General features: G+C 41.7%; 23 protein-coding genes and 1 pseudogene. 11 read left to right on the top strand and 13 right to left on the bottom strand.

Annotation, left to right across the window (positions count from 1 at the left end; translation table 11 throughout):
* The coding region (locus AC4E96_RS10960) for a MarR family winged helix-turn-helix transcriptional regulator (protein ID WP_490255843.1) at nt 1–401 on the bottom strand (401 nt) is incomplete at its 3' end.
* Between the two features lie 105 nt (nt 402–506).
* Between AC4E96_RS10960 and AC4E96_RS10955 the strand changes: the two genes are divergently transcribed.
* Nucleotides 507–950 (top strand): MAPEG family protein, encoded by a 444-nt coding sequence (locus AC4E96_RS10955; protein ID WP_488032826.1) that lies wholly within the window; start codon nt 507–509, stop codon nt 948–950.
* 241 nt (nt 951–1,191) lie between these two features.
* Here the strand turns inward: AC4E96_RS10955 and AC4E96_RS10950 are convergent, their stop codons facing one another.
* The 5 genes from AC4E96_RS10950 to AC4E96_RS10930 all read right to left on the bottom strand — a co-directional run bounded on the left by AC4E96_RS10950 (nt 1,192) and on the right by AC4E96_RS10930 (nt 5,484).
* Complete coding sequence (locus tag AC4E96_RS10950) at nt 1,192–3,045, bottom strand: DUF885 domain-containing protein (protein WP_490255842.1); 1,854 nt, start codon at nt 3,043–3,045, stop codon at nt 1,192–1,194.
* Nucleotides 3,046–3,154: 109 nt separating this feature from the next.
* Nucleotides 3,155–3,862: a substrate-binding periplasmic protein gene (locus AC4E96_RS10945; protein WP_488032824.1), complete on the bottom strand. Its 708-nt coding sequence runs from the start codon at nt 3,860–3,862 to the stop codon at nt 3,155–3,157.
* Nucleotides 3,863–4,162: 300 nt separating this feature from the next.
* On the bottom strand, nt 4,163–4,669 hold the full coding sequence (locus AC4E96_RS10940) for an LURP-one-related/scramblase family protein (RefSeq protein ID WP_490255841.1): 507 nt from the start codon (nt 4,667–4,669) through the stop codon (nt 4,163–4,165).
* A gap of 10 nt (nt 4,670–4,679) precedes the next feature.
* A complete protein-coding gene (locus AC4E96_RS10935) occupies nt 4,680–5,129 on the bottom strand; it encodes a hypothetical protein (protein WP_490255840.1) in 450 nt (149 codons plus the stop codon).
* Nucleotide 5,130: 1 nt separating this feature from the next.
* On the bottom strand, nt 5,131–5,484 hold the full coding sequence (locus AC4E96_RS10930) for a VOC family protein (RefSeq protein WP_490255839.1): 354 nt from the start codon (nt 5,482–5,484) through the stop codon (nt 5,131–5,133).
* A gap of 96 nt (nt 5,485–5,580) precedes the next feature.
* Between AC4E96_RS10930 and AC4E96_RS10925 the strand changes: the two genes are divergently transcribed.
* Complete coding sequence (locus tag AC4E96_RS10925) at nt 5,581–6,456, top strand: EamA family transporter (RefSeq protein WP_490255838.1); 876 nt, start codon at nt 5,581–5,583, stop codon at nt 6,454–6,456.
* 95 nt (nt 6,457–6,551) lie between these two features.
* On the opposite strand, the gene AC4E96_RS10920 is transcribed toward AC4E96_RS10925, so the two are convergent.
* Nucleotides 6,552–6,992, bottom strand: a complete 441-nt coding sequence (locus AC4E96_RS10920) for a hypothetical protein (RefSeq protein ID WP_488032819.1) — start codon at nt 6,990–6,992, stop codon at nt 6,552–6,554.
* A 6-nt stretch (nt 6,993–6,998) separates the two neighbouring features.
* Nucleotides 6,999–7,193, bottom strand: a complete 195-nt coding sequence (locus AC4E96_RS10915) for a DUF3185 family protein (protein WP_488032818.1) — start codon at nt 7,191–7,193, stop codon at nt 6,999–7,001.
* A gap of 205 nt (nt 7,194–7,398) precedes the next feature.
* Here AC4E96_RS10915 and AC4E96_RS10910 point away from each other — a divergent pair, with 205 nt between their 5' ends.
* Complete coding sequence (locus tag AC4E96_RS10910; protein WP_490255837.1) at nt 7,399–8,175, top strand: hypothetical protein; 777 nt, start codon at nt 7,399–7,401, stop codon at nt 8,173–8,175.
* Between the two features lie 63 nt (nt 8,176–8,238).
* Here the strand turns inward: AC4E96_RS10910 and AC4E96_RS10905 are convergent, their stop codons facing one another.
* Nucleotides 8,239–8,763, bottom strand: coding sequence for a DUF6174 domain-containing protein (locus AC4E96_RS10905; RefSeq protein ID WP_490255836.1), 525 nt, complete (start codon nt 8,761–8,763; stop codon nt 8,239–8,241).
* A 152-nt stretch (nt 8,764–8,915) separates the two neighbouring features.
* A complete protein-coding gene (locus AC4E96_RS10900) occupies nt 8,916–10,430 on the bottom strand; it encodes a fumarate hydratase (protein ID WP_488032815.1) in 1,515 nt (504 codons plus the stop codon).
* Between the two features lie 283 nt (nt 10,431–10,713).
* Here AC4E96_RS10900 and pabB point away from each other — a divergent pair, with 283 nt between their 5' ends.
* From pabB to AC4E96_RS10875, 5 genes are all read left to right on the top strand, one after another.
* Complete coding sequence (gene pabB / locus AC4E96_RS10895) at nt 10,714–12,240, top strand: aminodeoxychorismate synthase component I (protein ID WP_490255835.1); 1,527 nt, start codon at nt 10,714–10,716, stop codon at nt 12,238–12,240.
* 21 nt (nt 12,241–12,261) lie between these two features.
* Nucleotides 12,262–12,843 (top strand): CoA pyrophosphatase, encoded by a 582-nt coding sequence (locus AC4E96_RS10890; RefSeq protein WP_488032813.1) that lies wholly within the window; start codon nt 12,262–12,264, stop codon nt 12,841–12,843.
* An 84-nt stretch (nt 12,844–12,927) separates the two neighbouring features.
* Nucleotides 12,928–14,304, top strand: a complete 1,377-nt coding sequence (locus AC4E96_RS10885; protein ID WP_490255834.1) for an L-serine ammonia-lyase — start codon at nt 12,928–12,930, stop codon at nt 14,302–14,304.
* Nucleotides 14,305–14,323: 19 nt separating this feature from the next.
* Entirely contained in the window at nt 14,324–15,523 is a 1,200-nt protein-coding gene (locus tag AC4E96_RS10880) for a cysteine desulfurase (RefSeq protein ID WP_488032811.1), read from the top strand.
* Nucleotides 15,524–15,544: 21 nt separating this feature from the next.
* Nucleotides 15,545–16,018 carry a SufE family protein gene (locus AC4E96_RS10875; RefSeq protein ID WP_490255833.1) on the top strand — a complete coding sequence of 158 codons (474 nt, stop codon included), beginning with the start codon at nt 15,545–15,547 and terminating at the stop codon, nt 16,016–16,018.
* A 112-nt stretch (nt 16,019–16,130) separates the two neighbouring features.
* On the opposite strand, the gene AC4E96_RS10870 is transcribed toward AC4E96_RS10875, so the two are convergent.
* Complete coding sequence (locus tag AC4E96_RS10870) at nt 16,131–17,225, bottom strand: DUF3549 family protein (protein WP_490255832.1); 1,095 nt, start codon at nt 17,223–17,225, stop codon at nt 16,131–16,133.
* Nucleotides 17,226–17,352: 127 nt separating this feature from the next.
* On the opposite strand from AC4E96_RS10870, the gene truC reads away from it, so the two are divergent.
* Together truC and AC4E96_RS10860 are read left to right on the top strand one after the other, a co-directional pair.
* Entirely contained in the window at nt 17,353–18,099 is a 747-nt protein-coding gene (gene truC, locus AC4E96_RS10865; protein WP_490255831.1) for a tRNA pseudouridine(65) synthase TruC, read from the top strand.
* A gap of 72 nt (nt 18,100–18,171) precedes the next feature.
* Nucleotides 18,172–18,621 (top strand): flavodoxin domain-containing protein, encoded by a 450-nt coding sequence (locus AC4E96_RS10860; protein WP_490255830.1) that lies wholly within the window; start codon nt 18,172–18,174, stop codon nt 18,619–18,621.
* A 204-nt stretch (nt 18,622–18,825) separates the two neighbouring features.
* Here AC4E96_RS10860 and topA read toward each other — a convergent pair whose 3' ends face one another.
* Nucleotides 18,826–21,459 carry a type I DNA topoisomerase gene (gene topA / locus AC4E96_RS10855; protein WP_490255829.1) on the bottom strand — a complete coding sequence of 878 codons (2,634 nt, stop codon included), beginning with the start codon at nt 21,457–21,459 and terminating at the stop codon, nt 18,826–18,828.
* Nucleotides 21,460–21,852: 393 nt separating this feature from the next.
* On the opposite strand from topA, the gene astB reads away from it, so the two are divergent.
* On the top strand, nt 21,853–23,199 hold the full coding sequence (gene astB, locus AC4E96_RS10850) for an N-succinylarginine dihydrolase (RefSeq protein WP_490255828.1): 1,347 nt from the start codon (nt 21,853–21,855) through the stop codon (nt 23,197–23,199).
* 199 nt (nt 23,200–23,398) lie between these two features.
* Here the strand turns inward: astB and AC4E96_RS10845 are convergent.
* A pseudogene (locus AC4E96_RS10845) lies at nt 23,399–24,426 on the bottom strand (hypothetical protein); the annotation flags it as partial.

Here is a 24,426-nt window from a genome sequence, read left to right as displayed (position 1 = left end):
GACATATTTACTTTGCATGTTATTTGTTCGGGTATTGCTTGGGCTTTGGCTTCAAGCTTCTTGCCCTGCTCTGTTAAATGGATAAACACCTTTCGCTCATCATTCTCTGATCGCTTTTTGTCAATCAAGCCTTTCTCATTCAAACGCTTAAGTAAAGGCGTTAATGTCCCAGAGTCCAAGTGCAACTTGTGACCAATTTCTTTAACGGTAACAGGTGCATAGGACCACAATACAATCATCGTCATGTATTGCAAGTATGTCAGATCGAGTTGTTGTAGTAGAGGTTTGTAAGCTCGAGTTAAGGCATTACTCGCACTATAAAGTGAAAAACATATTTGTTTTTCTATTTTTAAACTAGATTCAGTTTTTAGACTAGAGTCATTAGAAGTGGATTGAGTCATAGTTTTGAGACGATATCATTCAAATTTAGATTGTACACAATTTAATTGTTCGCTATTATAAAATCAAACATAAATTTACTTAGTTCTAATAAAAGAGGAAAAATCATGTTGGAATCTACTTTAGGCGCGGTGTTTGACGCATACAATTTTACGATTTGGGGCATGTGGCTTATTTTTGTAACGATTGTTGCGCAAGCTATGATTGCGACTATTGCACATCGTAAACAAACTCAATACGTTCCAGGTATTGTCGATGAAAACTTAAGTCATGAATCTTTTGTTTTTCGAAGCCACAGAACGGTCCAAAACTCATTAGAAAATATAGTGCAATTTATTGTTCCTGCAATGCTAGCAATGTTTGTAGGAGCCGATGAAGGTTGGTTATCTGGCTTGGTTTGGGTGTATGCGATTGCTCGAATCATTCACATGGTGCTTTATTACGTCATCGCGACAGAGAAAAACCCGAGCCCACGCAGCTACTTTTACATCATTGGCTTGTTTGCAAACATTGGTGTATTAATTTTATTAGCAAGCGCATTAGCGGGTTAATTCTTAACTTTAGGACTGGCTATATGAACTCTAAATGTCTTGAAAGGTATTAACTCAAAGGCATTAGCGCTAGGGCAATAATTCGAAGATATTTATATAGCGATAACAGTGTTTAAACAATTTCGTTTTCAAGGACTCAATGACCGCCCTGAAACAACAAAAAGGCCCTTTCGGGCCTTTTTTAATTCAGTATTGAAAGTCGTTGCTAATGCCATCAAAGCATTGCTATCGACTAATCTACTTACGCTTTTTCTGCAGCGATATAATCGTCAACAAATTGCTCTAGTACGTTAAGTGGTACTGGACCGTTTTTCAAAATCACATCGTGGTACTTGCGAATATCAAACTTTTCGCCAAGTTCTTGTTTCGCTTTTTCACGCAATTCTATGATCTTAATCATACCAATTTTGTACGCTGTCGCTTGTGAAGGCATTACGATGTGACGCTCTACCATTTTCACGGCGTCAGAAACTGCGTTTGGTGTGTTGTTAACGTAGTAGTCGATACCTTCTTGGCGCGTCCATTTTTTAGCGTGAATACCTGTATCCACAACTAAACGACATGCACGCCATAGTTCCATCGCTAAACGACCAAAGTCTGAGTACGGGTTCTCGTATAAACCAATTTCTTTTGGAATAAACTCAGAATACAAGCCCCAGCCTTCAGTATGAGCAGTGTAACCGCCGAACTTACGGAACATTGGAATGCCTTCTAACTCTTGTTTGATGGCAATTTGCATGTGGTGACCTGGGATACCTTCATGATAAGCCAATGCTTCTAACTGGTAGGTTGGCATCGCTTCCATGTCGTATAGGTTTGCATAGTAAATGCCCGGGCGAGAACCATCTGGTGCCGGTTGTTGGTAGAAGGCTTTACCTGCAGATTTTTCACGGAAGGCTTCAACTGCTTTTACTTTTAGCTCCGCTTTTGGCTTAGTTAAGAATAAAGAGTCTAAACGGCCTTTCATGTCTTCGATGACTCTTACCGCTTCATCTAAGTACGCCTGCTTACCTTCTGCTGTATTTGGGTAGTAGAACTGCTCGTCGTTACGCATGAATTCCATAAACGCAGCAAGGTCACCATCAAAACCAACTTTTTCTTTAATAGCGCGCATCTCTTCGTGAATACGTGCTACTTCAGACAAGCCAATTTTGTGAATTTCATCTGCAGTTAAATCAGTTGTGGTTGTGCGGCTCAATGCATTATTGAAAAACGCTTCGCCTTCTGGGAATTTCCACGCGCCGTCTTTTGTATCAGCTTTTGTTTCAAGCTTTTCTAAATAACTAACCAAACGCTCGTAGCCAGGTTTGATATGGTTTACTAATGCTGTCTTTGCTTCTTCAATTAACGCTGATTTCTTGTCAGCTTCTAATTCAAGCGCTTCGACTTTTTTGGAAAAGTCAGCAAGAAGCGTACTTGCTTCACCATCATCAAAAGGCGCACCGACTATGATGTTTTTCGAGTCACGAATGACGTGCGGGAAAACAAATTTAGGGGCAATAATGCCTTTTTCTTCACGCACCTTTAGTGACTCAACCACTTGGTCCAGGACCTTTTCGGCACCAACTAAACGCGCAATATAATCACGAGCTTCTTTTTCTGACGTTACCGCGTGTTGGTTGATCATAAACGCAGGAATTTGTGAGTGAGTACCAAACATTTGGTTCACTGGGTAATTGTGAAAACGCCATTTGTGATCGGCAATGCTATTCTCTAGCTGTTGAACAAACAGTGTATGGCTTACTTTTGTTTGTGCGTCCAACTTAGAAGTATCAATCGCTTTGATTTTAGCTAGATTTTCTTTCGTAATTTCTAGCTCTTTCGCGGTATTTTCTTCCGATAAGTCATACCACTTATCATAATCATCTTTAATGCCTAAGTAAGTTTGATACACAGGATTGCGCATCACTCCAGCCATAAAGATTTCATCAAATAGTTTGTTTGCTTCTGCCGATGCTTGTTCAACGGTAACAGAACTTACTTCTGTTGTTGTCGGTGTCGCTTGTGTTGAAGATTGACTTGTGGCGTTTTCTTGACCACAACCCGATAAGAAAAGTGCCGAAGTAACGGCTAATGTGATTAATGACTGCTTCATTATAATTATCAGTTTTCTCGTTATTAAAAGTACACACTTTTGTTACATATCTGAGTCAAAAGTACAAGAGAACAGACATAAAAGTACGACAGAAAAACAATAAATACCGTTAGTTGTGACGTTTTACTATTTGAAGTTCAGCTTTGCGGAGCATCATTTTTAATGCGCTAGAACGACTTAAATCCTTAATTGCTTTATCAACTTTTGGGACCAAGTGAGCGTTGGTTTTATACAAATAGTGATAAAGTGGCTCTGTCGCCAGTGGCTCAGCTAAAGGCTCTACATCTTTAAGTTTTAGTTTTTCAATGGCAACAAGACCATCTACTGTATTTGTCAACACCACATCCACTTTCCCTTTTGACAGCAACTTGAGAATTTGACTGGTTTTGGGAAGCACCACCACTTTGGGGTGCTGTTTTGTCGCATTTTCAGTATGTTTAACTCCCTTTACGACGGCGACACGATACTTTTTAAGGTCTTCAAGTGATTTTATGGATACCCCAGAACCAGACCTTACAAACCCCATTGTTTCTAGCTGATAATAAGGTGTTGGAACTCGTACGACATTTTCATTGTCCTCTCCATAACTATGAATTCGTAAAATCTCCCCATCTAAAAAACCCAAAGCAAGCTTATTTTCAATTGCGTTAGCAGGTCCAGAAGTCACAGACACATCTAGGCCTATCTCCTTATAAATTTTAGGTAAAACAACTTTGGCCACTTCCTGTTCGAAAAGGCCCTCAATCGCGCCAAACTTATAATCATGAGCATAGCAACTGATATTTACTAAAAGAATCAGATATATAAAAAATCGCATGTAACCTTACCTCAAATTGGTTTTATACCGCTGAGGATAATTATTGGCACAAACGGCTAATTTCTCCACCTAACACCAAAATAAACTTGACCTGTCTACAGGATCACCATTTAAGCTAGTTTTATGGCAACAACAACCAACCGTCGATATAACTCGTATCTATAGGTATCACGTGACTAAAAAACTTCTATCTATTTCACAATTAGCACGAGCGATTTTTGCAATCATTAGGTATTGATGATGCTGAAATCGCTAGAATTAGAGCTTTTTAGCTGAAGTAGTCACAACTATTGGGCGCTGTTAATCAGCGCCGCTCGAAGATGAAGAGTCTCGTTGTTTTTCCATTTGCAAAATTACAAGCATAATCGCGGCAAATAACTGACGCTCTGGTGTCGCATTTTTGACCGTGACATTGTGGGTATCTCGCAAGGTCAACACTTTTCCGGTCGCGTTGGCTATTTCGTCATCTAAGTGCCTTAAGGTAAATTTTAAATCCAACAAATTACCTTTCACTTCGGCCCCACTAAATGGCCCACCTATAACTAAATAACGTCTTGTCCAAGAAAACCATTTTCGCTTTACGGTAAATCGACCAATGTTACTATCGACATGCCATTTCGGTGACAAAGACCATAGCTTTTGCTTAATCTCCGCCAGTGTTTCGTTACCATTACTCAATGTATACTTAGGTGTAAAGAATGCCAAACTCCCTTTTGCATCATACACTTGCTCACCATTTTCATCATAAATAAAAATATTACCTCTAAGACTCAAGAGCTTATTTTTAATAACTAACACTTTATCCATAAATACTTCCTTAACTTAAAGAGTTATCCGTAACTTTCTTAGTCTTACTGTTTAAAATTTCGAAAATCTGTTGTCGCTGCTTCTTGTCAAACGCGTAATAGCAAATTCGTGTAGAGCCATAGACACTATCATTAATTACAATTTTGGCGGGAATAAAACGAGATACTTTATAGTCGATATACTTGTCCCAGGAGTATTCGGTTATCACATTCTTATTTTTATATCTAAGGCAGTCGTCGCCCAAATACAAATGTAAATCCTTTGGTACTGACTTACTAAACATATACCAAACGATTGCTCCAGAGAAAAACACTGCCCCCAGTAAAACAAAGGTAAAATTAACCGACTCTGAAAACGTCACAGCAAAGAAAACTGCTATGACTAAATGCCAAATCATGTCACAAAAAGTCATATACAAATTAGAGAAAATGTATTGATATCGAGATTGAGTAAACTCCATCTTATTTATCCGACCAAACCGCAAACTCATTGCCACTTGGTTCACTAAAATGAAAACGTCGCCCACCTGGAAAAGAAAACGTAGGCTTTACAATAGTGCCACCAGCTTCCATGATTTTGGTTTGAGTCGAGTCCAAATCGTTACTGTAAAAAACGATAAGTGCTGCGCCATTAGTGGTATCAGAATTTAAAGGTGCTTTGAAGAAGCCGCCTTCTAACGAGTGTTCTTTAAATGCCGTGTATTCTGGGCCATAGTCGGTAAATTCCCAACCAAACACAGTTTCAAAAAAGGCTTTCGTCAGACTCAGATCTGTGGCAGGAAGTTCTATATAGTTGATGGTTTCATGATGAGGCATAAATATCCCTTACTGGCTTTTACTTTCCTTTGAAGATTGTTTTTATACCAAAATACGATGAAAATACACAGGTTTTACAAACTTTAAGGCAAGTACATGATTTACTTAGTTTCCGTTACCCTACTATGGGCATTCTCGTTTAGTCTAATTGGCGTATATTTAAGAGACGTAGACCCGTGGTTTTCTGTACTTTGCCGAGCGGCACTGGCGATGATCGTATTTTTACCTTTTTTGAACTGGTCTGTTATTCGTTCTTCAAATGGCTATAAGCTAATGGCCATTGGCGCAATTCAATTAGGTCTGATGTATGGATTTTATTATCATTCCTTTTTGTTTTTGACCGTACCAGAAGTCTTGATGTTCACTATAATGACGCCGGTATACATCACCCTACTCAACGACATCTTAGATAAAAAATTTCATAAACGCTTTCTAATTGCCGCCGTTGTAGCAGTTTTAGGCGCACTTACGATTCGGTTTGGTTCAATTTCTAACGACTTTGTTGTCGGGCTATTGCTCGTCCAAGGGGCAAACCTGTGCTTTGCCACAGGCCAAGTCGCTTATAAAAGATTAATCACTAACGCAAACAACGATATACCACAACACAATATGTTTGGTTTGTTTTATATCGGTGCCTTCGTGTTAGCCACGATAAGTTATGTGAGCTTTGGTGACACAAGTCGTCTCCCTACCACGTCAACGCAGTGGGCCGTTCTAATATACTTGGGAACTATAGCCTCAGGAATGGGTTATTTTGCTTGGAATAAAGGAGCGACAATAGTCAACGTAGGTACATTAGCGGTGATGAATAATTTGCTGATTCCGGCGGGGATTATAGTCAATGTTACTATATGGAACCGCGACGCTGACTTGTTACAACTAAGTCTAGGCGGCGCGATTATTTTACTATCACTTGCTTTGTGCCAACCAAACTTGGTCAGTAGATTTCAAAGTTTCATAAAAAAGGCCTAAACGGTTAGGCCTTAAATAAACACTTATTAATTGTCGGTTTATCACCGTAAGGTTTTCTTATGTTTATAAGGATAATAACCCGCAAAGGTAACCGACTAACTTGCCAACCTTAGCCTCTGACTTTCTTCTTCCGACAACAATTCGACTAGTCTACTTTTAATAGCTTGCTTGTCGGCTTTGATATGAAAATCATACCCTTGCCCGTTCTGGTCTAAAATAATGGATAAATAATTATCTGTGATGGTTACTTTAGAAATACGGTCTACTTCAAGCTCGGTTGGCTTAAAAGTTTTCAATAATCCAGACGCGGGTTGGATCAGTAAATCTGAGCCGTTGCGGTTAAGTACTTTTTCTGGGCTGCTTCTAAGTTTGTATTCTTTTGAAAAATAAAACGAGAACCACCAGCTATAAACCGCTCCAAGAGCTGCAAAACCTTTTACCTCGCCCGTTTTGTACCAAATAAATACTGCGTAAACCAAAAACGCTACCGCCAACAACTGTAAAAACAGTTGAAACATTCTGTCTGTTGACGTCATCGCCTCTTATCTCTTAAACAACTTTAACAAGCCCAATAAAATACAGACACCGCCGCCGACCATGCCAGCCCAAGCTTCCACTGGTGTTTCACCATCAATTAATCGCGTCAGTTGAGATGTTGCTGAGTCATAAACATCATACCCCCAAACGGCAAGCGCAGCGCCAGCCACCAACAAAATCACACCTATTACCTGATTCATAACCTCTCCAAAACTATTGATACTTCAGGTGACTTAAAATACCACAAACAAAAATAATTTCTCGATAAATTACCGTCATTTAGTTTTACATTTAATTACAAACTCTTTCTACTAACATCGCTTTTTATAACATAATATTGCATTCACTAATGGAAAATACTGGCACTAATTTTTCTTTTTGCCAGCAGATTGACAGGAATGTTTTATGATTAAAAAAGCCAGTTCAATTATCAGCATTTTCGGTTTAGCCACCGTCCTATCCGGCTGTAGTAATGTGCCATATATGGAGCACTATATGAGTCGCACTGATAGTCCAGAAATCACGAATGAGCCATTAAAAGTTAAAGCAGCTCTAGTGGGGAACAAAATGTTGCACATTCCTGTCAATAGCCAGGACTCAATCGACCCTGTGATCAACGTGGACTTAAAGGTTGATGTGAGTTTGTTCAAAGGCCTGGAAGCAAGTATCACAACAGGTGATGAAAGTAGTTATAAGTTGAAGTACCAATGGCTTGGTGCACCGGCGAATACTGCAGAGGCTGGTAACGTTTCATTCACCACTTCAATTGGTGCCTTGAAATACAAAAACAAAGATGCGGCACCTGCCGGGGAGCCTGGCTGGAGTGTTGATCAAACCATGCTAGACGTGGCTGTCATTCTAGGTGTGAGAATGTCAAATGAAGCGCTGTTATATGGCAGTATATTTCATCAATTCGGTGACGCCAAAACAACAATCACGCCACGAGCCTATAACCCTAACACTGTTATGGATTGGAACCATCATTGTGAAGACTTTTCAGATCAATGTGTAGGCAACACTTTTGAAGTGGAAAACAAAGTGACAGGTTTTAATTTAGCCGTGGAGTATCAGACCACTAAGTCCACTTCAGTCACCGCCGAATTTATTTCAATCGACGGTGAGTGGTTTGGACGCAAACACAAAGACAGTTCAATTAACTTAAAACTTGAGTATCAGTTTTAAGAACCGCTTCGCTTTCTATCTCACGGGTGAGCATTTTATAAATTGATATGGCACACGTGGTCATTAAATAAAGTCAGAAATATTAACTTGAGTCGCATCACAGTCAGCTGATGAGATGTCAACGTAATAATTTTTGGGGTAATAAAAGTCGAGATCAAACTGAGGTAATTCGGTGCCACTTTTTGTCGCGCTAAACTGTTTAGGCGCTTGATTCAAAAGGCGGAGTTGTTCATTAAACACTTCATCAATAGTCATTCCCAGTGACAAAGGTGCATCTTCGCCGCTGTGCTTATATTTGACGGCAGTAACCATATTGTTTTCCACAATAACATCAACCGTTGGGAGTGCGTCCGCTGTTGGACAATCGCCCGGTAGTCGTTGAAGACTGAATGCGTAATTTATCAAGCCTGAATTATTCCATCCGACTTGGTTTTTTATTATTAATTCGTTGAGTTCATTAAAGTCGACGCCTTCACTTTCACTATCACCACAGGCCGTTAAAGCCGTCAATAAACAAACCACCACTGAGAATGCTACAGTGTTATTTTTAAGACTTCCATTGTTCGCCATTTTTCCGCTATTTTCCATTTGCTATCACTTGGTTAAATATCAAACACAAAGCCCAATTTACTGTAATTCATCACAAAATCACAGTAGCCTTAACAAAAACTTACAAAACAAAAAAAGCGCCCATAACGAGCGCTTTTTGTATTTAAAATGAATTATCTTAGTCGTTATGACTAGTCCATTTCAGCAATTTTACCTTTCCACATAGCAGGACCAGTTTCGTGCACATTATTACCTGTACTGTCTACTGCCACTGATACTGGCATATCTTCAACTTCAAATTCGTAAATAGCTTCCATACCTAAGTCTTCAAATGCAACAACACGTGACTTTTTGATGGCTTTAGATACTAAGTATGCTGCACCACCTACGGCCATTAAATAAACCGAACCGTGTTTTGCAATTGACTCGACCGTCGCAGGGCCTCGTTCTGCTTTACCAATCATGCCTGCTAGGCCTGTTTGCTCTAACATCATATCCGTAAATTTATCCATTCGAGTCGCCGTTGTTGGACCTGCTGGACCGACAACTTCCTCACCTACTGCATCAACTGGACCAACGTAGTAAATGAATCGACCATTGAAGTCTACGCCATCAGGTAAGCCTTCACCGTTATCTAACATCGTCTGAATACGTTTATGCGCAGCATCACGGCCCGTCAAAATCTTACCGCTTAGAAGAACGGTATCACCTGCTTTCCACGTGGCGATTTCTTCTTTAGTAATGTCATCGACATTAACACGACGAACATTTTGACCCAGTTCCCAAGTAATTTCAGGCCAGTCTTCTAATTTTGGCGGTGTTAGTTTAGCTGGACCAGAACCATCAAGATGGAAATGCACGTGACGAGTTGCGGCACAGTTTGGGATCATAACGACAGGCTTAGACGCAGCATGAGTTGGCGCAGATTTTACTTTAATATCAACAACCGTCGTTAAACCACCAAGACCTTGAGCACCGATACCCAAGTCATTTACTGCTTTTAGTAAGTCCAAACGCAATTGCTCGTCAGACGTTTCTGCCCCCTTTTCTTGAAGGTCTTGAATATCGACTGGATCCATTAGGCTTTCTTTTGCCATAACTGCAGCTTTTTCAGCTGTACCACCAATACCTATACCTAACATACCAGGTGGACACCAGCCTGCACCCATGGTCGGTAGCGTTTTGGTTACCCATTCTACGATGTCATCAGACGGGTTTAACATCGCCATTTTTGACTTATTCTCAGAGCCGCCACCTTTAGCTGCGATCATGACTTCAACTTGATCACCTGGCACCATATCAATGTGAACAACAGATGGCGTATTGTCTTTGGTATTTGTACGAGAACCATTAGGGTCGGCTACAATAGACGCTCGCAGTGGGTTATCTGGATTCAGATATGCGCGACGCGTGCCCTCATCAACCATCTGTTGAACGGTCATGTCGTGTTTGTCCCACTGAACTTGCATACCAATCTTTACAAAACAAGTCACAATGCCCGTGTCCTGACAAATTGGTCGGTGACCTTCCGCTGACATTCTTGAATTGATAAGAATTTGTGCCATTGCGTCTTTGGCAGCTGGGTTTTGCTCTTTATGGTATGCCTTTTCTACGGCTTGAACGTAATCTAATGGGTGATAATAAGACATGTATTGCAATGCATCAGCAATACTCTCGATTAAGTCTTGTTGGCGAATTACCGTCATAACGACCTCTGATTTATAAGTGTTTGTTGTTGGTCTACATTTAGACTAACTCAGGCGTAAACGTATAAAAGTGTTTTTCTAATTAGTCACAAATCTGAACCTAAACCAATAGAGTCTAAGTATAGACTAACCAAACAAACCAACTTTTTAATTGTGACTGAGTTTTAGTACTGAATTTTTGTAGTAAGAATGATACTCTGCCGAGCAATTGAAACCAACTAATAAACCAGCAAAATTTTTGTTAAACATCTAATTTTGTTGATTTGTTAACCAAATAATAATTATGCAGCCGTCGTTATTTCATAAAAGCTTTTCGCTCACACAGCAACAATTGATTCTGTTATTAGGTGAATATCAAAGCCTCGACCACTTTATGTGGTTAGACTCCGCAAGTTTGGGTCATCAAAACAATCATTTTTCAGTCTGCGCTTGGCAACCCAAAACCTTGCTGTCTACCAGTGGTGAGAGAACGACCATTTCGAGATTGAACGACCAAGGCTCACCTCAGGACCTCATAGAATCAACCGATGATCCTCTAGCGCTTATTCAACAAGCGCTCATTGAATTGCCGATTCAATCCAAGCCAGACAATTTTGAATTGCCATTTTGGGGTGGTGCAATCGGATATTGGGGATATGAGCTGGGTGGCCGCTTTGAGAAATTACCAACCCCCAAACCAACTGAAGTTGATTTACCTGACATGGCCGTTGGTATTTTTGATATCGCTTTGGTAATAGAACACACTCTGACTCAAGAACTTAGTGATCAAACGACCAATGAGCAAAGCCCTAGTGCTACCCCCCATAACGAGTCTATCGTGACGCTGCATTTTGTAAGTCAAGCTAGCCAGTCCCGAACACAACAAGAATTATGTGTTTTGACGGAGCGAATTGAACAAATCCAAGCAATGAAACTCAGCTCTTCCAGCAAAATCACGACTGACCAAAACGCCAAAGCCAAGCCGTTCACATTAATCTCCAATTGGTCAGCTAACATGACCCAAGTCGATTACGCGAAAAAATTTGAGAAGGTGCAATCGTATTTGCGTTCAGGAGATTGTTATCAGATTAACTTGGCACAGCGATTCTCAGCCAGCTATGAAGGTGACGAATGGCAAGCTTATTTAGCATTGCGAGATACGAACAAAGCTCCCTTTTCTAGCTTTATCCGGCTGACTAATGGCGCCGTATTAAGTTTATCTCCTGAGCGGTTTTTAGAGGTTAAAGATAGACAGGTAGAAACCAAACCCATAAAAGGTACTCGTCCCCGTTCGAAGACGTCTAGTGTAGATACAGCTAATGCAAATGATTTGGCGTGTGCATCAAAAGACCGAGCAGAAAATTTAATGATCGTTGATTTATTGAGAAACGATTTGAGTAAAGTGTCTGTGCCTGGTTCAGTTCAGGTTCCTTCTATATTTGCTATCGAAAGTTACCCTGCAGTTCATCATTTAGTCAGCACTATAACCTCGATATTGAAACCAGGCGCCTTGTCAGTTGACCTGCTTCGAGGTGCATTTCCTGGCGGCTCTATTACCGGTGCCCCAAAAATTCGGGCGATGGAGATAATCCATGAATTAGAACCACACCCAAGAAACGTCTATTGTGGGGCAATCGGTTATATCAAGCCTGATGGTGACATGGATACGAATATCACGATTCGTACTTTAGCCTGTAATAAAAACAAGATATATTGCTGGGCAGGTGGTGGACTCGTCGCAGATTCTGTATGTGATGCGGAGTACCAAGAAACGCTTGATAAAGTTAACAAAATATTACCGATACTTGAAAACCTCAACAAGGCCCATTGATAATTTGGTGAAGATATACCCATGACACCTACTGAGTTTGCTAGCCGACTATTGTTAAGACCATTTAACAGTGAATGGGAGCCGGATTATGGACGATTTGGTCCACATGAACGCGCCAAGCAGGCAGCAGTGCTTGTTCCTATCATTCCTCGCACCAATGGTTTGCATATATTGTTAACTAAACGCTCGAGACATTTGCGCTCGCATCCAGGTCAGATAAGCTTTCCGGGTGGAAAAGTAGATAAAACTGATGACTCTTTGCAAGCGGCGGCGTTTCGTGAGGCCAATGAAGAAGTAGGTGTCAACACTAATAATATTAAACCTTTAGGCTGGCTACCAGAGCTCAACACTATCAGTCACTTCACTATGCATCCGCTCGTCGGATTTGTGCACCCAAGTCAGGAATTCAGAGCCAATGACGGCGAAGTGGATGAGATTTTTGAAGTTCCATTAGACTATTTACTCCAGAAAAAGCATCAATTTTTCTTAAGCCCAAAGTGGCAAGGTCGCCCTTCTAAAGTTCACTTCATTCGATATCAAGACAAGATGATATGGGGCGCTACAGCCGCAATACTACAAAAACTCATCCGCCACATCGAATAAGTTTTTCTCATGTGTAACAGCGTGTGAAATACACCAATCTGCGTTACAATCTATCCATTATTTCTCAAGATAGAAAATGTATTCATGTTAAGTGTTTTTGATATGTTCAGTATCGGCATTGGGCCGAGCAGTTCACACACCGTCGGCCCGATGAGAGCCGCACGCCAGTTCGGATTACTGCTCAAAGAGCAAGGTATTTTTGAACAGGTAGATTATATTCAAACCGAATTATTTGGGTCATTAGGCCAAACCGGTATCGGTCATGGCTCAGGCAAAGCAGTCATTTTAGGATTATTGGGCGATGAGCCAGAGACGATTGATCCAGATACGGTTGCCGGTAAGCTTTCACACATCGAAAAAACCGAAACACTCAACTTACTTGGTGAAAAAGACGTTCGTTTTCCTAATAAAGACGCAATTATCTTCCATCGTCGCAAAACCTTGCCACTTCATTCTAATGGCATGACCATGACGGCGTATAAAGGCGATGACATTTTGTGTAGCCAGACTTACTACTCTATTGGCGGTGGCTTTATCGTCAAACACGAAGAGTTTGAGTTACAAAAAGAAACCGCGACACCACAAGCCGATGACACAGCGGTTCCATACCCTTTCTCAACTGGTGCAGAGCTGTTAGAAATGTGTCAACGAGATGGACTAAGTATTCCTGGCTTGATGATGGCAAATGAACGAGTTTGGCTTGATGAAGCAACCGTTCGTTCACAATTAGTTGAGCTGTGGAAAGTAATGGAAGCGTGTATCGATAGGGGTATTCGCACCGAAGGTATTTTACCCGGTGGTCTAAAAGTTCGTCGTCGCGCTTCAAGCCTTCATCGTAAATTGTCTTCTGAGCAATCAAATGATCCGCTAACGGTTATGGATTGGGTTAACTTATTTGCTCTAGCTGTGAATGAAGAAAATGCCGATGGTGGTCGCGTTGTTACGGCACCGACGAATGGCGCGGCGGGGATCATCCCTGCGGTCGCAATGTATTATCACAAGTTTGTTAAGCCCCTTGAAGAAGAGAGCATTGTTCGTTATTTGCTTACCGCCGGTGCTATTGGAATTCTTTACAAAAAGAATGCGTCTATTTCTGGTGCAGAAGTTGGCTGTCAAGGTGAAGTCGGCGTTGCATGTTCAATGGCCGCGGCTGGTTTAGCCGAATTACAAGGTGGCAGCGTAGAGCAAGTTGAATGTGCCGCTGAGATTGGTATGGAACATAATTTAGGTTTAACTTGTGATCCTGTGGGCGGTTTGGTACAAGTGCCTTGTATCGAAAGAAATGCAATGGGCTCGGTAAAAGCAATCAACGCAGCACGATTAGCACTTAGAAGTAGTGGCGGCCAAAAAGTATCTCTCGACAAGGTAATCAAAACCATGTGGGATACGGGTAATGACATGAAATCTAAGTATAAAGAGACTGCTCGCGGTGGACTAGCCGTAAATATTACCGAGTGTTAATTAGGATCTATAGGAAGTTATGAGCCTTAAAGAGCAGTTCCCTTTTTTTCAGCACAACCCAGAAACCGTATATCTCGACAGTGCTGCCACGACACAGAAGCCGGCTACCGTTATTAATGCGTTAGACCGATTTTACCAAGCAGACAACGTCAATGTTCATCGCGGCTCTTATCGGGCCGCCAAACAAGCGACGAATGACTACGAACAAAGCCGTATAGATGTTGCAAAATTCATTAACGCCTTTACCCCTTCTGACATTGTATGGACAAAAGGCACAACCGACAGCATTAATACCGTTGCATTGAGTTGGGCCAGTCATCAATTAAATGAGGGTGACTTGCTGGTCCTTTTAGCCAGCGAACATCACGCCAACTTTGTACCATGGCAACAACTAGCACAAATAAAAAGCCTGCGAATTGAATATGTTGAGCTCAACGCAAGTGGTGTTATTGACCTTGAGCAATTTGAGGCACTAATGGCCGAAAAGCCAAAATTAGTTGCGATGCAGCACGTTTCTAATGCACTTGGTAATATCCACCCTATTGAAAAAATGACCAAGCTGGCTAAGGCTTCTGGCGCCACAGTGTTAATAGATGGTGCGCAAGCGATAGCACATTTGCCTGTAGACGTTCAATCATTAGGCTGTGACTTTTACGCGTTTTCTGGGCACAAAATGTTTGGACCTACGGGTATCGGCGTATTGTATATCGCGCCTTGGATAAAAGCTGATATCAAACCGGTTAATTTTGGCGGTGAAATGATCAAGCGGGTATCGAGAAACGACACATCATTTCGACCATTACCCGCGCTTCTTGAAACGGGCACACCAAACATCGCTGGCGTTATTACCTTAAAAGCCGCCGTCGAGTTTATTCAATCTGAACGCTATCAACAGCAACATGAGCACCTTCAGAGTCTCTACCATGGCCTGCTGTCTCAGTTAAACGCCATCGAAGGTATTCGAATTTATGGCGACGAAATTAACAACGTTGGTGTAGTTTCATTTACTTATGCTGACGAGTCAGTTTCTGATTTGGGTGCCCTATTAGACCAACAAGGCATAGCGGTACGTGTAGGCCATCACTGTGCCATGCCTTTAATGGAAGCGTTAGGAATAAATGGAACGGTTAGAGTGTCTTTAGCGGCCTATAATGATATGGATGATATAGAGCGATTTGTTACTGCATTACGCGAATCGATTGCTATGTTAGATATCTAATCTTATCGGAAAAAAAACATTATGACCACATCATCCAATGCAGACTCTGATATCTTAGTCACAGAATTAGTACAAGAGTTTTCAAGTCAGTTTACGTTGACGGACGAGGACGTTCAGCGCTTATTAGAGGCAGAAAAAGGTTGGCAAAACAAATACCGTCGCATCATGTTGATTGGTAAAGACTTACCTGTACTACCTCAAGAGTTAAAAAGTGACGACTTTCTTGTGCAGGGTTGTGAGAGTAATGTATGGCTTACGCACTTTTGGCAAGACGAGGATCAAAATCCGACGTTGCGTTTGGCGGCTAGCTCTGACGCCAAAATTGTCAAAGGCCTAGTGGCTATTGTGTTAGCAGCGTTTAACAACAAGACTAAACAACAGATTCAGGCATTTGATGTGTCTCAATACCTGGAGTCATTAGCGTTACTAGATGAATTGAGCGCTAGTAGAGGTAATGGCATCAAAGCAATTATTGATGCCATTCGGTCTTTCTAACAACGCCCTGAGTACGTTTGACCGAGAGACCTATTTCTTCCGACCTTTTTCTACCACTCTGAATCGGCCATTTTTAAGTACCGAACTGACCTTGCGCTCTTACCATCTGCAATTATCTTCCAAAAAGAGCCCCGATTGCTCTGGCACAGGCTTCTGAACGATTTGGGTCTCGCAAAAACGTCAACATGGTTTGTCTGGTTTCAGGAACACACACCAAATCTGCAAAAATCCCAGGGAATAGCTGTTGGTTAGGATTTAAAGCCACACGGTCAAAAAACTTATGCAATAACGATTGATCATTTAAATATGACCAAAAGCGCCCTGCGATGATCAAAAATAAACTCTCTTCTGCCAGTTCATTATTATCCAATAAATAATGAAGTTGCTCTGTCACTAGACCTGTTGATGGGCTGCTCGCCATACAACGCAATAGATGAAACACTTGTTCGTGATCCTGCGCTTCAACTGCCAATTTTTGTTGTGCGATAAGCTTTTGCGTCAAGTTTGTGCTGATGGGGTAATGTTCTAACGTCGCACCTAATACACTTAAGGTCTGTACGCTAAGGTCATCAAGACTGTTAATTAATCCAGTCTCATTAGCCGGCTCTTCTATACGTGAAGCAAAATCAGCAATGCCTTGAACAGTAAGCTCCTGCCATTTGTCTGTACCTAACTGACCACTGAAGTAGGCTTGAGCGTGTTCATAATACATTGATGCCGGCTGTTTAAGTGCGACTTTAACTCGAGCATTAAAGGCTGCTTGACGGTTCTGATCAGGTGTAAAGCTATACGGATGATTGTTCATCCGATCGCCAGCGGCGGTATCTGTCTTATCTGCTGAAATAGCGCCACCTAGCTCCTTGATAACCATTGAAATAAAATGGTCTCGTTGTTGAAGTTTTAGCATCCCCAGCTCATCGACATCGAATTGTAAAAACCAAATAAATGGGTTTTGAATGCCTTCGGCATTAACCTGAGATTGGTCCCAAAACAATAATGCCATACGCGCTTTTTGTTGAATTGGATATGGGTATGGTTTGGTGTTGGCTTCGACGGCCGCAAATTCTTTTTTACTGATTGACTGAATTTTTCTGCCCAAATCAAACACTCGCCATTGAGCGTTGGCGTTTTCCATCAAGTCCGCAAGAGTAGGAATTGGATTGTTTGCGTTGGTTGGTTCAGAGGTACCTTGTGGCGTATTGGACATTTGCGTTCCCAAGCTAAGCTGTTATTTCAATTGCATACAGAACCGATATTATACGGTTTAGCGTCAATAAGTGGTATCCTCTGCCACAATTAAATAGCAATTTACAAAATAGAATTACGTCTGAAAAATGCGAAATGTTGTTTTTAATGAACCACCCGAGCTAGAAATTTTATATCAAGATGAGCACCTAGTCGCTATCAACAAGCCTTCGGGCCTATTGGTTCACCGCAGTGAAATCGATAAACGAGAGACCCTGTTTGCGGTTCAACTCACTCGGGATTTAATTGGCCAACGAGTCTTTCCTATCCATCGTTTAGACCGACCTACTTCTGGTGTATTAGTTTTTGCATTAACCTCTGAAGTGGCTAGAAGTTTAAGCGAGTTATTTTTATCAAATGAAATTACTAAAACATACTGCGCAATGGTTCGTGGTTATGGCCCCGAGAAGCTTGAGCTCGACTATCCTCTTACACGAGATTTTGACAAAATCGCTGATAAACATCGCAATCAAGATCTCGGTCCACAAGACGCTACAACAATAATGGAGCGTCTTGCAACGGTTGAGCTACCTTTTAGTTGCGGTCGGTTTGATACGACACGATACAGCTTGATGAAACTTATTCCTAAAACAGGCCGAAAACACCAACTTAGAAGGCATCTAGCTCATCTGCGTCATCCCATTATTGGCGACACAAAACACGGTGATGGCAAACAAAATCGCCTTGCAAGAGAACATTTAGGCTTGGACAGGCTTGCACTACACGCGCTATCACTTGAGTTTACTCACCCGGTAACAGGTGAAGAGGTATTAATTAACGCGCCACTTGATGACACCTTAACTCGTGTGTTCAATCAGTGTGATTGGTATTTATAACTAATCGACTTATGATACGATTTTATCATCCACTGTGCTTATTCTGTTACACAGATTTTTATAGGACTTAACATGGCTCAAATAGCATTAATTATGGGTAGCGTATACGGTGCCGCTCAGACGCTCGCTGACACTATTCAGCAAGTTTTACATGACAAAGGTCATACAACTATTTATAACGCTTCAGCGTTGGTTACAGACGTCCATGATGTCGATGCTTGCTTAGTGATCACCTCAACTACCGGTCAGGGTGATTTACCTCAAAACCTGGAAGGTTTTTATTTTGGCGCTCGCGACACTATGCCTTTGCAAGGACAAAAGCCTTTCGGGATCATTGCATTAGGTGACTCAAGTTATCCGACGTTTTGTGGTGCAGGTGAAAAAATGGAAGAGTTGTTTTATGAATTACAAGGCCAGGCCCCTGTTCCAATGCTAAAAATAGACGCTTGTGAAACGCTCGAACCAGAAACCAAAGCGCTGCCTTGGTTAGAGCAGTGGTTAGCCACTGCAAACTTAAAATAGTGGTCGTTCAATAACTGACAGCCGGTTTAATAACGAAACGGTAGGTTTTATTAACATCGATTTAGTCTAAATTCGTAATGATAGATGTTAATCTGTACCGGCATCAAAAAAGGTCACCTCAAGTTGAGAGTGACCTTTTTTATTGCAAGCCCCAACGGTGTATTCACCGTTAGTAACTTTATTTTTCGTTAACGTGGTTTAAGGCTACTTCTTTTTGCCTTTGCGCTTGTCATCAACAACCCACTTGTCTTCTTCATACCAAGCACTCCAACCGGTTGCCTTGCCTTTGTCGTTTTCAGTCATTACGTACTGCTGTTTCGTTTTACGACTGTAACGAACTTTAGCCTTGTTACCATCCGGGTCTTCTGCTGGTGCATCTGCTAAGTAGTAGAACTTAGGACTGATGCGGTCACGAAAACGTGCCAGTTCTTCGACAAACGGTGCGCGCGTCTCACGAGATTTAGGGAACGTCGATGCGGCCATGAAAATACCCGATGCGCCGTCTCTAAGCACAAAGTAACCATCTGATTTTTCACAAGGAAGCTCTGGTAAATGAACCGGATCTTCTTTTGGCGGCGCAGCTTCGCCGTTTTTCAGTAACTTACGAGTGTTCTTACATTCTTCGCTTGTACAGCCGAAGTACTTGCCAAATCGACCTGATTTAAGCTCCATGTCAGAACCACATTTATCACATTCGATAATTGGGCCATCGTAGCCTTTGAGCTTAAACTCACCTTTTTCGACAACGTAACCTTCACAAATCGGGTTGTTACCACAAATATGCAGTTTACGGCCTTCGTCGATTAAGTAGCTATCCATTGCCGTTGAACAAACTGGACAACGCTTCATTTGGCGTAGTGCTTCAGTTTCTAACTCTTCATCCGCGACATTTTCAGCTTCGTCACCACTGGTTAAGTTCATTGTGTTGGTACAACGCTCTTTAGGTGGTAATGCATAACCCGAACAACCAAGGAATACGCCTGTACTCGCGGTACGGATATTCATGTTGCGGCCACACTTGCTACACTCGATATCTGTTTCAACTGGCGTGTTTTGACGCATGCCGCCTTCATCAGACTCTTTTGATGCGTCTTCTAGCTTACCTTTGAAGTCTTTGTAAAACTCATCAAGTAACGCTTTCCACTCCAGGTCGCCATCCGCAACTTCATCGAGTCTACCTTCCATACGTGCAGTAAAGTCGTAGTTTAGTAGGTCAGTGAAATTCTCCACTAAACGATCAGTAACGATTTCACCCATTTTCTCGGCATAAAAACGTCGATTTTCAAGACGAACATAACCACGGTCCTGAATCGTGCCAATAATGGATGCATAGGTAGATGGACGACCAATACCACGTTTTTCTAACTCTTTAACTAAGCTAGCTTCTGAGAAGCGTGCGATTGGCTTAGTAAAGTGTTGTTTAGGTTGTAATTCTTGTAACGAAAGCGTTTCACCAACACTAACATCTGGTAATACTTGGTTTTCGTCATTGGCTTTTTTGACTGCTGGTTGAACGCGTGTCCAACCGTCAAATTTAAGTACTCGGCCTTTTGCTTTTAATTCAAAATCACCGGCATTAACGGTTAGGTTAGTCACGTCGTACTCAGCCGGAACCATTTGACAGGCAACAAACTGATTCCAAATCAATTCGTATAAACGAACCGCATCACGGTCCATCCCTTCCAACTGCTCACTCTTAACACCCACGCTAGACGGTCGAATCGCTTCGTGAGCCTCTTGCGCGCCCTCTTTACTGCCGTAAAGATTGGCTTTTTCTGGTAAGTACTTCTCACCAAATTCACTTTGTATGTACATACGACACGCACCAACCGCTTCGCTACTTAAATTAGTAGAGTCGGTACGCATATAAGTAATGTGACCCGCTTCATATAAGCGTTGCGCCATCATCATTGTTTTCTTAACACCAAAACCAAGACGGGTACTTGCTGCTTGTTGTAGCGTTGAAGTAATAAATGGTGCAGACGGCTTTGATTTAGAAGGCTTGTCTTCACGGTTACCAACAGTGAACGTCTGGCCTTTAATATCAGCCAAAACTTCGTCCATCTGAGCTTTGTTGGTCGGCTTAAAGGTTTTTCCGCCTTGTTTTGCTACTTCAAGTAAAATAGCCTCTTCGTTCGCCGTCAATGTATCGGCATGTAATCGCCAAAATTCTTCAGGGACAAACGCTTTGATTTCTCTTTCGCGCTCTACAACTAAGCGAACGGCGACTGACTGTACTCGGCCTGCAGACAAACCACGAGCGATTTTCTTCCATAATAATGGCGACACCATAAAACCAACAACACGGTCTAAGAATCGACGTGCTTGCTGAGCATTCACTCGCGCGATGTTCAGCTCACTTGGCTGACTAAAGGCTTGTTGAATTGCACTTTTAGTGATCTCGTTAAAGACTACGCGTTTAAATTTGCTGTCGTCACCGCCAATAATTTCCCGCAGGTGCCATGCAATAGCTTCCCCTTCGCGGTCCAAATCGGTTGCGAGATAAACTTGGTCAGCATCTTTCGCAAGCTTTTTAAGGTCAGTAACTACCTTTTCTTTGCCAGGTAGTATTTGGTATTTGGCTGCCCAGCCTTTTTCTGGGTTGATACCCATGCGGCCAATTAAGGCTTCCTTATCTTTTTTTGCCTTCAGCTTTGCTTTCTCTTCCGCTGATAGGCCTTTGGTTGAGGTTCGTTCTGCTGCTTTTTTAGGACCACCTGATGTCGGCAAGTCACGAATATGACCAACACTGGATTTAACAACAAAATCCTTACCTAGATATTTATTGATGGTCTTCGCTTTTGCTGGTGACTCCACTATTACCAGAGATTTTCCCATAATTCCTCAATCACTTATAAAACTTGTTCGCCGCTCACTTTTTGAGCCACGTTAGTGTCATTGGTTTATTTGCGTAGTTATACTAAGTTATAAGATATATATGCGATTCTATTCGACTTCAAGCACAAATCGCTATCAATTTCTGTCAGACATTTAGATTTTTGCGTTTAACTGCGTATAATATAAACGTTTTCTAGCCTCCGAGAGGCACTGTTTATAAGCTTTTCAGCACAATGAGCTTGATTTGAATTAGCTAACAGAGAAATTTTTAAGGTGCGGAAATTAACAAACTGACAAATTTCGTCAAGCACAAGGCACCTTTTTTAAAAAAATAAGATTTTTTTTTCTGAATAAAAATGTATTCGGAATATCATGTCGAGGAGTAATTAATTCATGAAGTACTTTGAAGCAAATTTTGATGGTCTTGTTGGACCAACTCACAATTATGCTGGCTTATCTGTCGGAAACGTCGCGTCCCTTTCTAACGCTAAGGATGTTTCTAATCCTAAGGCCGCTGCCTTACAAGGCCTTCAGAAGATGAAAGCGCTTCATGACATGGGTCTAAAACAAGGCGTACTTGCTCCTCAGGCGCGTCCAGACCTAACCGCACTGCGTCGCTTAGGCTTTTCAGGCACAGACGCAAACGTCCTTCAACAAGCCGCAAAACAAGCGCCTCAGGTATTAAGAGCGGTATATTCAGCATCGAGTATGTGGACAGCAAACGCAGCGACAGTGTCACCAAGCTCTGATACTGCAGATAAAAAGGTTCACTTCACTCCGGCTAACCTAACCAACAAGTTTCACCGTTCATTAGAACCAGAAACAAGTGGTCGCATTTTAAAAGCGATGTTTGCTGATCAAGCTCACTTTGCTCACCACACACATTTACCAGATAACGACCACTTCGGTGATGAAGGTGCGGCAAACCACACAAGATTCTGTGATGAATACGGCCAAGGTGGCGTTGAAATGTTCGTGTATGGACGTTATGCATTTGATGCAAGTAAACCAGCACCAACTAAATTCCCAGCTCGTCATACGTTTGAAGCGTGTCAAGCCGTTGCTCGTTTACACCAATTAGATGACTCAGGTGTTGTTTACGTACAACAAAACCCAGACGTTATCGACCAAGGCGTCTTCCACAACGACGTTATTGCCGTAGGTAACCAAAACGTGCTTTTCTACCATGAGCAAGCATTCTTGAACACGGAAGAAAAGTTAGCCGAGTTAAATGCTAAATACTCTGCTCACAACAATAAGCAAATGCATTTTGTTAAAGTTGCAACTGATCAAGTGAGCGTTGAAGAAGCAGTTAAGACCTACTTGTTTAATACTCAGTTAGTTGATATCGGTAACAACGAAATGGCTATCATCGCTCCAATGGAGTGTAAGGAAAGCGCTGCGGTTTCTTCTTACCTAGATGACCTAGTTACTCAAAACACACCAATTAAGAAAGTACACTTCTTTGACGTCAAACAAAGTATGCGTAACGGTGGCGGTCCAGCATGTTTGCGACTGAGAGTTGCATTGAGCGAAGCTGAGCTTGCCGCTACGAACCAAAACGTACTTATGTCAGACAACCTATTTGGTACGTTAAACACTTGGGTTGAGAAACACTACCGTGATCAGTTGTCTGAACATGACTTACAAGACCCACATTTGGTTATCGAGTCTCGCACTGCATTAGATGAGCTAACTCAAATTCTTAACCTTGGTTCGGTCTACGAATTCCAACGTTAAAATGTTGTTTAGCAGTTTGGTTTAAGCTTATATTAAGTCGAAAACCTTTAATATAAAGCTAACATACTTTAAAGGCTGTCAATGGACAGCCTTTTTTATGTGAATTTTAGACATAAAAAAACGCGCAGATAGCGCGTTTTTAAAGTTTGTCTACGAGGGTAAGTCGTTAAAATACTTAACCAAGTTTAACGATAGAGATCTACTCTACCGTCGCACAGTTTCCATCGCTACCGAACAAGTTACGAGTTGGAGGGTTTTGCTCGTCCGTCACATCATCACCTGAGTAAGGTAACGTGAACTCAACTACATCTTGATATTCAGTACCAGCGACTTTAGTTTTAACAATTAACTCTACTCGTACCCAAGCACCATAGCTCTCTGCGTAACGAAGTCCAACTGTTGTTGTACCGTTCTCATCAGTGATTAAATCACCAATGGTTGTGACAACATTGCCCGGTTCTAACATACCATTGCGGTTACGGTCTTCATTGATACCAGATTGGTCAACGACACCATCGTTATTATAGTCATACTCAATAACGTCTAAGTTACCGTCGCCGTCGATGTCTTCAATAATGCCTATTTCAGCATCTGTAACTGAACCGTCATTGTTTAAGTCGCGACCATAGTTGGTTCCATCAAATGAAGGGAAAGTATCAAGATATCCGTCACCGTCCAAATCTTCATTAATTGTGTCCAGTGTTCCATCAAGATCAACATCTTCATTTTGACGGTCAAATCGGCCGTCGTCATCCAAGTCCTCTGTCAGATCTAAAACACCGTTATTATTGGTATCTTCACCAGCATCCAGTAAACGATTACAGTTTCTGTCCTCACCAACGTCTAGGTTTCCGTCATTGTTTGTGTCTACATTATTAGGGTCGTCGAGAGAACAAACACCACTGACATATTCGTAGAACAAGTCATGATTGTTATCACCATCAATGTCTTCATCAAAATCTAGATTACCGTCACCGTCTAGGTCTTCATTTACGTCTAGGTTCCCATCCAAATCTAGGTCTTCATTGAAAGTATCTAAGCGGCCATCATTATCCAAATCTTCATTGTATAAATCTTGGGTGGTATCACCATCAACATCTTCAATGCGGTCCAGAACCCCATCACGGTCGATGTCTTCGCTTTCGCAGACACCAGTAATGTTTGGAGCATATTGAACAAACTCATCGTCTTCATCGAAGGTCGCAACCCAGAAGCCTTCGTAATAAT

The sequence above is a fragment of the Psychrosphaera sp. genome, assembly GCF_982872775.1.
This window is presented reverse-complemented; position numbering and strand designations above follow the sequence as displayed.